We start from the raw sequence: 9,255 nt of genomic DNA on the forward strand, positions 1-9,255 counted from the left end.
CGCACCCGCGGCTGGCATGTAGGCGGACGCGGCCAGCGCTCCCAGCACCCGGGCGACCAGCAGCGCGGGAAGCGCGGGCGCCGCCGCCGACAGCACGCCCAGGACCGCGAACGCCGCCATCGAGCCGATCAGCACCTGCCGTGGTGGCCGCGCTCCGAGGACGGCGCCGAGCAGCACCGCGCCGCTGGCGTACGCCAGGGCGAACACCGTCACCGTCACCCCGGCGGCGCCGGCCGTGACACCGAGGTCACGCGCGATCCCGCCGAGAATCCCGGCGACGACGAACATGTCCGTGCCTATCGCGAACGCCCCGGCCCCGAGCGCCGCGACCGGAAGCCACCCGTACCGGCCCCGTGCCACCGGCGCGCGGACAGCCCTGTCCGGCACCGGCACGCCGCCCACCCGATCCAGCACCAGCACCGGCACCGGAGCCGGAGCCGGAGCCACCTGGCCCCGCGCCGGTGCGCGGGCCATCCCGTCCAGCACCGCCGTTCTCGCCATCTCGTTCATGTCGTTCATGTCGTTCCGCATGTCGCCCTCCGCGCTCCCGATCGGTCCGATCCTCGGAGCGCGGCCTCTCACCGCGCTGTCGCGGCGCTGTCACGCGCCGTCGACGGCGCACGGACCTCCGGGCCGGCGCCGGCCGTGCCGGGCCGTGCAGGTCCGCTCGGTGCCCCGCCCAAACCGGGTGCGTCGTCTTCGTGCTGCCGTCCATATGCCTCGACTCCCGCTGAGGGCACCCTTTGAGAGCAGACGAGGAGGAAGTCCAGTGATCCCTGAGACGACGCGCTCACGCTCATCCAGACCGCGGGTCGCCGCGCTGGGCGAGTACGCCATCGACGCGCGCCACGGGTTCGTGCCCGCCGAGGACCCGGTGGACGGGCTGCCGGCGTACTACCGCCCCTGGGAGCAGGTCGGACGGAACATCGCAGCCCTGATCATGACGGGGCGCATCCGTCCGGCGATCGAGTCGATGCCCGTGCTCGCACTGGACAGGCTGGAGTCCGGCGGGGAGCAGGAGCGGGCCATGCTGCTGCTGTCGTGCATCGCCAACGCGTACGTATGGGGCACCGGCACACCCGCGCGCACGCTCCCGGCCCCGGCGGCCCGGCCCCTTCACGAGCTTGCCCGGACGCTGGACCGGGCGCCGATCGTCGCCCATGCCTCGATCGTCCTGAACAACTGGCGGCGCATCGACCGGACGGAGCCGCTGGGCATGTCCAACATCGACACGCAGCTGACGTTCATGGGCGGTGTGGACGAGAAGTGGTTCTACCTGGCCACCGTGGGGGTCGAACTCGCCGGGGCCGACGGGCTGCCCCTCCTCGTGCGGGCCCAGCGGGCGGCCGCGGCCGAGGACCGCACCCGGCTCGTCGAGGCGCTGCTCGGCGTCGGGAAGGTCCTCGGCCGCGTGGTCCAGGCGTTCCTCGACGTCGAACGCTGGTGTGACCACCACGTCTTCTACCACCGGGTCAGGCCGTTCCTCACAGGCTGGTCCGCTCCGGGGCTGCGGTTCGAGGGCGTTGACAGCGAACCGCTCGTGCTTGCCGGCGGCAGCGCCGCGCAGAGCTCGCTCATCCAGGCCTTCGACGCCGGGCTCGACATCCCGCATCGCGACGAGCTGACGTCCGGGTTCCTGACCGGTATGCGCGCGTACATGCCGGGGCCGCACCGCCGGTTCCTCGAGGACCTGGAGGCCGGCCCCTCGGTCCGCGACTTCGTCGCCCGGCACCGCGGCGGCTGCCCCCGGCTGGCCGAGGCGTACAACGCGGCCGTGGACGGACTGGCTCAGCTCAGGGCCCAGCACATCGGCATCACGGGGCGCTACATCCGCCGGTTCGAACGCGGCGAGGAAGCCGGGAAGGGCACCGGGGGCAGCGACTTCACCGGTTTCCTGAAGAGGTCCCGCGAGGAGACCACGGAAAGGCTGCTGCCATGACGGTGTACGTGTACCGGGACTTCGACCAGGAGCGGTTGGACGCCCAGTACTCGCCGAGCAGCCTGGTTCCCGGCCCCGGCCATCGTGCGGGCAGGCGCCGTCTACGCCACGCCGGATCACACCCGAGCGGATCGTGGTCTCCGGATCCTCAGCGGGCGCTCACCTGGCGGCCATGCTACTCGCCACCCCCTGGCGGGAGTGGGGGCTGCCCGCCGCCCCCATCGCGGGTGCGGTGCTGCTGGGAGGGATCTACGACCTGATCCCGGTGCAGCGGACCTACGTGGACGAAGTCATCCGTCTCGGCCCGGGAGAGGTGCGAGAGTGCAGCCCGATGTGGCTGCCCGGCGTGACATGCCCCGTGATCGTCGCCTGGGGGGAACACGAGACGGACGAGTTCAAGCGGCAGTCGTCCGAGTTCGCGGCCGTCTGCGAGGCCGCGGCTGCCCGGTGACGGCGTTCGAGCAGCCAGGGCGCAACCACTTCGACTCGCCGCACGACGCCTCCCGCCCGTAGACGTCCTATCACGAACTGCTGACGGAGCCGGCCGCGCGGCTCGTCGGGGCCCTGCCTGTGGAGACCGTCGTCATGAACTCCCTGACGGTCAACCTGCATCTGCTGATGGTGTCCTTCTACCGCCCGCACCAGCGGCGCGTCCGTCTCGTCATCGAGGACAGCGCGTTCCCCTCCGACAGCTACGCGGTGCGCAGCCACGCACGGTTCCGCGGTCTGGACGCGGACCAGGCGATCGTCCGGCTGCGTCCGCGTCCGGGTGAGGACTGCCTGCGGACCGAGGACGTGGTCGCCTTCCTGGAGCGCGAGGGGCAGACCGTGGCGCTGATGCTGCTGGGTGGTGTCAACTACCTCACCGGCGAGTTGATGGACATCCCGGCCATCACCTCCGCCGGTCATGCCGCGGGCGCGGTGGTCGGCTGGGACCTGGCGCACGCCGCCGGCAGGCCCGGTCCGTGACGCGCGGACGCATAGCATGGAGCGGGACCTGGGGAGGTGGACGCGATTCTTGAGCCGGGCTCCGAGACTGCGGCCGGCCGGCGTGAAGACGTGTTCGCGATCATCGACGCGGCCGGGGAACTGCTCGACGTGCCCGTTCTGCTGGAGGACACCGAGTTCCGCGTGCTGGCATGGTCGAAAGGTCAGCACGCCGCGGACGAGGAGAGGGTCTCCGGCATTCTCGAGCGGCACGCCCAGCCCTGGCTCATCGAGGCGTTGAAGGCTCGCGGGGTCATCGCGCGCCTGATCAGCTCTCCGGAGCCCATGTTCGTGGAGCCTCTCTCCGCCCAGGCCAAACCCCGTATGGCGTGCCGGGTCCAGCACGACGGCCCGCATCTCGGCTATCTGTGGGCCAGCACGGACGCTCCGTTCGACCAGCCGCGAACAGCCCAGTTCCGCGCCGCCGCGCAGTCGATCGCCGCGCGCATGGCGCAGATCGGCGGGCAGCGGACTTCCGGGCAGGACGACCTGGAGGCCGTCCTGCTCGGCCTGGCGGGCGCCGACGAGGCCGCCGACCGCCTGGGGCTGTCCTGCGTCAAGGCCACGCTCCTGGCCGCCGCGCCGAGCGACCCGGCCGAGGCGTGGACCTTCGGCGGGCCGTCACCGGACGTCCTCCGCCTCTACCTGGCTACGGCGCCCCCCGGCTCCCTCATCGGCTCACTGGGCCATGCCACCTACGCGCTGCTGCCCTGGCCTGCGTCGATGGACGATGCCGAGGCCAGGGCGCGCGCCAAGAAGATCGCCCACGAGCTCTGGGACCGCCCGACTCTGCGCGAACGGATCGTGCTGGCCGTCAGCGGCGCCGTCACCGACGTCCACCGGATCCCGGCCGCGAGATCACAGGTCGACCGGGTCACGGGACTGCAGCGCAAACACCCCGCGCCCCCCCGGGTGGCCGTCTTCGAGGACGTCCAGGTGATGTACGCGCTCAGCCGCCTGCGCGGGGCCCTCCGCCAGGACGGCGAGGTCCTGGACGGCGTGCCGTCCCTGCTCGAACGGCACGACCGGCGCAACAACACCGATCTGCTGGCCACTCTGCGGTGCTATCTGGACCATTTCGGCGACGTCAACGCGGCGGCCACGCGGATGCATCTGCACCCGAACACCTTCCGCTACCGCCTGCAGCGCATCCGCGAGGTGAGCGGATTCGATCCCCGCAACCCCGAGATGCGCTTCCTGGCCGAACTGCAACTGCGCCTGCGCGACCTGGGTTGAACGGAAGGCTCAGGGGACGCAGACGGTGAGCGCTCCCGGGGCGGCCTTGGCCTTCAGCCGCCTGGTCGGTACGCGGTCGCCGCCGTCGAGCTCGTACCTCAGGGGGGCGCCGAACCTGGCCGACACCTTCCTGGCACGGGTGACGCGGACGAAAGGCGAGTCCTCGGTACGGCCCGTCGCCATCCTGCCGAGCACCCGGGCCCACTGGATCGGGCCCTGGGCGGTGGACAGGCCCACCTCCAGCCAGCCGTCGTCCGGCCGGGCGTCGTCGAACGCCTCGATGCCCCCGGCGATCGTCCCCACGTTGCCCAGCAGCAGGCAACTCGCCGGCCCGTCGAACCAGATGGCCCCATCCACCTTGATCTTCATCTGCACCAGCGGTCCGCCGACGTGCCGGACGGCCGCCTTGACGTAGCCGAGCTTGCCCAGCCGGTCCTTGGCCCGCCTGTCGGCGTCGGCGACCATCTCGGCCTCGAACCCGGCCCCGGCCATCACCGCGAAGTGCTCGCCGTTCAGCACCCCGAGGTCCAGCTTCACCCGCCGGCCGTGGAAGCCGATGCGCACCGCCTCGTCGAGATCGGCGGGGATGCCGAGGCCGGCGGCGAACAGGTTCGCGGTCCCGGCCGGCAGGATCGCCATCGGCACGCCGGAGCCGGCCATCGCGTCGGAGCACCGCTGGACCATGCCGTCGCCGCCCCAGACGAACACCGTCTCGGCCCCCCTGCCGAGCGCGTCCCGTACTTTCTTCGGCGCCTTCTTGCTCTTCGGCACCTCGTACCAGAGCAGGTCGCCGACGTCCTGGTCGGCGATCAGCACGCGTAGCCTGTCCAGGCCCGCGCCGAGCTTCTTCTTGCGATGCGCGACGACCGCCACAGTGGGAGACATGATCTGCGCGCTACCCCCGGCGACGGCTTTCAAAGCGGCGATCGCGCGCGGGAGGCGGTCCGGCCCCGGTCAGACGGCGCCGGCCGGAGCCGTGACCCCGGCCGGGACCGGCTCGTCGGCCGCCCGCCACAGGCGCGTGGACAGCCACGCGATCCCGATCGCGGCGACGGCGAGCCCGGCCAGGTAGACGGGCGGCGGTACGGCGTTGCGGAGCGAACCGGGGATCATCCCCGCCATGTAGAGGACGATCCCGGCCGCCGGCAGCGCCCTGGTCCGCAGGGCCGCCGCGCCGAACGAGACCACTCCGGCGAGCAGGACGACGGAGGTGACCAGGAACGCCCGGCCGGTGCCCACGGTCAGCAGCCCGGCGATCACCGGTCGGCCGAGGTAGGGGAAGACGAAGTGCAGGGTGTACTCGATGGCGAAGGCGCCCGCCAGCCCGGCGGCGTTGAGCAGGTATCCGGCCAGGCCGAGCCCGCCCGCGCGACCGCTGATGAGCAGGTACAGCCCGGTGACGGTGAGCAGCCCGGTCAGCGGCGCCAGCGGCGCGATGGCGTGCGTGACCGCGGTTTCGGGCAGCAGCCCGCCGCGGCGGGCCACGTTGACGAGGAGGATCGCGGCGCAGGCGAAGCCGGCCACCGAGGCGGCGCGGTAGAAGGACGATCTCATCTGGGGCACTCCCTGGGTTGGACGACGATCGCCATGATGACCCTTCACGGAGTCCAGGCGAAGATCGTGTGCTCCGCCGTAAGCACCCCGAAAGAATCAGGCGCGCGCCGGTCCGGGGGCGTCGCCGTTCGCGGGGCCGGGCAGGGCTCGGTTCGCCGGGCCGGGCAGGGCGCCGTTCGCGAGGCCGGGCAGGGAGTCCAGCCAGCCGGCCAGGCGGGCGCCCTGCCGCTCCATGACGCCAGGGTCGCGCAGCGCGTTGGCCAGCAGCGACATGCCCTGATAGGCGCCGACCAGCGTCAGGGCGAGTTCGCCGGGATCGGGCGTGCCGAGTTCGCGGAACTGGCGTTCGGCCCAGTCCAGCAGCAGGCGGATGACCTTGCCCGCCTCCACGTCCAGGCCGCCCTCGTCGCGCTTGTCCAGCTCGGCGGCGAGCGTCCCCGTCGGGCAGCCGTAGCGGGCGGCGAGCTCGCGCTGGCCGACCCACGCCGCCACGAGCCCCTTGAGCCGCGCCACCGGATCGGGCAGGCGATCCAGCCGGTCGGTGAGCGTCTTCAGCTCGCGGGCGTGCTCGCTGAGCGCCGCCGCGACGAGCTCGTCCTTGGTCTTGAAGTAGTAGTACACGTTGCCCACCGGGACGTCGGCGGCGCGGGCGATGTCGGCGATGGTGGTGCGTTCGGCGCCCTGCTGGTGCACGACCCGGGCGGCGGCGCTCATCAGCCGCTGCCGCTTGGCGGTCGCGGACTTCATCCGGGAACCCTTCGAGTCAGTCACCTGACTGACTATAGGCGTCAGGCGAGCGCCTTTTCGAGCAGACGGCCCACCACCGGCAGGCTCCGGCCCGTACGGTCCTCGTAGCGGTCGACGGCGTGGGCCGCGAGGGACCCGGCGTGGATGCCCAGCCAGCGCAGGGGCTCGGGCTCCCACTCGCGCGAGACACCGCCCACCCAAGGCAGGCGGGTCTCGGGGGCGTCGCTGCCGGCGATCAGGTGCGCGAGCGTGCGCCCCGCGAGGTTGGCCAGCGCCACCCCGTCGCCGCCGTAGCCGCCCGCCCACGCCAGGCGCCGCACACGGTCCAGCCGTACGGCTGGTTCGAGGTCCCGGGCGAGGGCGAGCGGGCCGCCCCAACGATGGGTCACCTTGACGCCGGTGAGGCGCGGGAAGAACGAGACGAGGCTTCGCCGCAGGCGCAGCCAGATCGCGGGGGCGTCGTCCTGCGCCGGGAGGACGCGCGAGGCGAAGGGGTAGGTGATGCCGCGCCCGCCGAGCGCGATCCGCCCGTCCGACGTGCGTTGCAGATAGGCGAAGTGCCAGCGCAGGTCGGCCACGGTCGCGTGGTCCGTCCACCCCACCTCCCGCCAGAACGCGTCGTCCAGCGGCTCGGTCGCGATCATGTGAGAGTGCACCGGCGCCACACTGCGGCGCAGGCCGGGCAGGCCGCTGGTGTACCCCTCCGTGGCCAGCACCACCATGCCGCCGTCCACCGTGCCGTGCTCGGTGGTGACCCGTCCCCGGTTCACCCGGTGGACCGGGGTGTGCTCGTGGAGCACGGCACCCTGACGCTCCACCACGGTCGCCAGCCCCCGGGCCAGGCGCGCCGGATCGAGCGCGGCGCAGTGCGGCGTGTACAGGGAGCCGGCCACCTCGGAGACCGCCAGCTCCCTGCCGGTCTGCGCCCCGTCGAGGAGCCGGTAGTCGTCCGGGCCGAAGCCGAGGGATCGGCGCCCGTCGACCACGCGCGCCAGGCGGTCCGCCTGCGCCTGGTTGCGGGCGAGCACGCGGGATCCGCCTCTGCGCAACCCGCAGTCGATCCCCTCGGCGGTGACCACCCGCTCGACCTCCGTCACCGTGGCGAAGGCGGCCCGTTGCATGGAGACGGCCGCCTCGCGACCGTGCCGCCGGGCCAGGCCGTGCGGCCCGTTGGGCAGCTCGCCCGAGCACCAGCCGCCGTTCCGTCCCGACGCCCCGTAGCCGGCGAGCCGGCCCTCCAGGACCACGACCGACAGCGAGGGCGCGATGGCGCGCAGGTAGTAGGCGGTCCAGAGGCCGGTGAAACCCGCGCCCACGATCACCACGTCAGCGGACGCGTCGCCGGCCGGCGCGGGACGCGGCCGGACGGCACCGCATCCGCTCCACCAGAGCCCAGGTCCCCGATCGTGCAGATTTTCCATAACGCGGATTATCATAATATACGTCATGTAAATCAATCCCTGTCCGGGCTCTACGCTGGGGAGCGATGTCCAGCCGCACCAAACGACCCGTCGGCCGGCCGCCCCTGCCCGGCCGGCGCACCGAGATCCTGCGGGTCGCCACCCGCGTGGCCGCCGAGCGCGGCATCGACACCCTCACGCTGGCCGAGCTGGCCGGCGCGCTCGGGTGCAGCACGTACACGCTCACGTACCACTTCGGTCGCAAGGAACAACTGCTGACCGCGATCGTCGAGCACGCCGAGACCGAGCTGCGCGAGGAGATCCAGCGACTCGCGGCGGACCCGGGCACCTCACCCGGCCAGCTGCTGCGGCGCTACTGGAGGGCCACCCGGGAGCCCGGGGCCCGCGACTACCTGCGGCTCTGGCTGGAGCTTCTCGTGCTGAGCAGCCGGCACCCCGAGCGGTTCCCCGGCTTCCAGGAGCGCGCCGCGCTGGGCTGGCGCCACCTGGCCGGCGACATCCTGCGCGAACGCACCGGCTCGGACGAGCTCGCCACCCTGATCATCGCCGCCGTCACGGGGCTGGAGCTAGAGCTCCTGCTCGGCCCGCACCCATCGGGCGCGGACCAGGCCCTCGAACGCCTCGCCCGCCTCCTCGACGACCAGCTCGCCACTGACCGGCCGCGCCCGTCCCGGCCGGGAGATCAGGCGTCCGGCCCCTGACGCCCGGTCCCGAACGCCCGTCGGGATCACATGGACCCGAGCCAGGTGAGGACGGCGACGGGGAGCAGGAGCAGCCACTGGGGCAGGCGGAGCAGCCGCCATGCCCCGCCGAACGTCACCATGGCGATCACCAGGAACACCGCGGAGTAGGCGGCGAAGTGGACCGCGAGCAGCAGCCCGGCCAGGCGGGCGCCCTGCGGCCGGGCCAGCGCCAGATGGACGAGCGTGATCGCCGCGAGGATCAGGTCGGCGCTGACCATGTGCCACACCGCGTGCAGGGTGCGCTTGGGCACCTGGGCGAGCGGGCTGGCCAGCAGGGGCCGTACCGGGTCGACGTGCCCCGCCACCAGGTGCACGGCCGCCACGCCGGCCGCGGTGACGCCCGCGGCGAGGAGCAGGCCGTTCACCGGGCGCCGAGCCCGGTCGTGATGACGCTCGCCAGCTCGGCGGCGAGCTCCGCGGTGACCGGTTCGCCCATCAGGCCCACGTGGAAGAAGACCGCGCCGGCCACAGTGTCGAGCACCAGATCGACGTGCACGGGACCGGCCAGCTCGCCCCGCGCGGCGGCGCGGTCGAACACCCGGACCATCCGCGCCCTGGCCGGGGCCAGGAAGCCCGACCGCAGCCGGGCCCGCAGGGCGGGGTCGGCGGCGAAGTCGGCCAGCAGCCC

12 protein-coding genes are annotated in these 9,255 nt (G+C 73.0%); 5 read left to right on the forward strand and 7 right to left on the reverse strand.

Going from position 1 to position 9,255, the window contains the following annotated elements:
• Positions 1-531, reverse strand: a 531-nt coding sequence (locus DQW85_RS47775; RefSeq protein WP_205315584.1) for an MFS transporter, incomplete at its 3' end; no start/stop codon positions are given.
• A 238-nt stretch (positions 532-769) separates the two neighbouring features.
• Between DQW85_RS47775 and DQW85_RS32655 the strand changes: the two genes are divergently transcribed.
• From DQW85_RS32655 to DQW85_RS32670, 4 genes are all read left to right on the forward strand, one after another.
• The gene (locus tag DQW85_RS32655) at positions 770-1,939 is read left to right on the forward strand and encodes an indoleamine 2,3-dioxygenase (protein WP_162795554.1); all 1,170 of its coding nucleotides are present in this window, start codon (positions 770-772) and stop codon (positions 1,937-1,939) included.
• Positions 1,940-2,111: 172 nt separating this feature from the next.
• A complete protein-coding gene (locus tag DQW85_RS32660; protein WP_113703634.1) occupies positions 2,112-2,390 on the forward strand; it encodes a hypothetical protein in 279 nt (92 codons plus the stop codon).
• Positions 2,391-2,524: 134 nt separating this feature from the next.
• Positions 2,525-2,908, forward strand: a complete 384-nt coding sequence (locus DQW85_RS32665; protein WP_205315585.1) for a hypothetical protein — start codon at positions 2,525-2,527, stop codon at positions 2,906-2,908.
• 36 nt (positions 2,909-2,944) lie between these two features.
• Positions 2,945-4,162 carry a PucR family transcriptional regulator gene (locus DQW85_RS32670; protein ID WP_113703635.1) on the forward strand — a complete coding sequence of 406 codons (1,218 nt, stop codon included), beginning with the start codon at positions 2,945-2,947 and terminating at the stop codon, positions 4,160-4,162.
• Between the two features lie 9 nt (positions 4,163-4,171).
• Here DQW85_RS32670 and DQW85_RS32675 read toward each other — a convergent pair whose 3' ends face one another.
• From DQW85_RS32675 to DQW85_RS32690, 4 genes are all read right to left on the reverse strand, one after another.
• A complete protein-coding gene (locus tag DQW85_RS32675; RefSeq protein WP_113703636.1) occupies positions 4,172-5,047 on the reverse strand; it encodes a diacylglycerol/lipid kinase family protein in 876 nt (291 codons plus the stop codon).
• A gap of 69 nt (positions 5,048-5,116) precedes the next feature.
• Positions 5,117-5,716 (reverse strand): hypothetical protein, encoded by a 600-nt coding sequence (locus tag DQW85_RS32680; RefSeq protein WP_113703637.1) that lies wholly within the window; start codon positions 5,714-5,716, stop codon positions 5,117-5,119.
• A 96-nt stretch (positions 5,717-5,812) separates the two neighbouring features.
• Complete coding sequence (locus tag DQW85_RS32685) at positions 5,813-6,487, reverse strand: TetR/AcrR family transcriptional regulator (RefSeq protein WP_113703638.1); 675 nt, start codon at positions 6,485-6,487, stop codon at positions 5,813-5,815.
• A gap of 17 nt (positions 6,488-6,504) precedes the next feature.
• Positions 6,505-7,884: an NAD(P)/FAD-dependent oxidoreductase gene (locus DQW85_RS32690; protein ID WP_162795555.1), complete on the reverse strand. Its 1,380-nt coding sequence runs from the start codon at positions 7,882-7,884 to the stop codon at positions 6,505-6,507.
• A 65-nt stretch (positions 7,885-7,949) separates the two neighbouring features.
• Here DQW85_RS32690 and DQW85_RS32695 point away from each other — a divergent pair, with 65 nt between their 5' ends.
• Positions 7,950-8,585 (forward strand): TetR/AcrR family transcriptional regulator, encoded by a 636-nt coding sequence (locus tag DQW85_RS32695; RefSeq protein WP_113703640.1) that lies wholly within the window; start codon positions 7,950-7,952, stop codon positions 8,583-8,585.
• A 26-nt stretch (positions 8,586-8,611) separates the two neighbouring features.
• Here DQW85_RS32695 and DQW85_RS32700 read toward each other — a convergent pair whose 3' ends face one another.
• Complete coding sequence (locus DQW85_RS32700; protein WP_113703641.1) at positions 8,612-8,992, reverse strand: hypothetical protein; 381 nt, start codon at positions 8,990-8,992, stop codon at positions 8,612-8,614.
• Positions 8,989-9,255, reverse strand: a 267-nt coding sequence (locus tag DQW85_RS32705; RefSeq protein WP_205315586.1) for a TetR-like C-terminal domain-containing protein, incomplete at its 5' end; no start/stop codon positions are given. The genes DQW85_RS32700 and DQW85_RS32705, both read right to left, overlap by 4 nt.

Origin of the sequence: Nonomuraea lactucae, assembly GCF_003313395.1 — a bacterium.
Classification (GTDB): Bacteria; Actinomycetota; Actinomycetes; order Streptosporangiales; family Streptosporangiaceae; genus Nonomuraea; species Nonomuraea lactucae.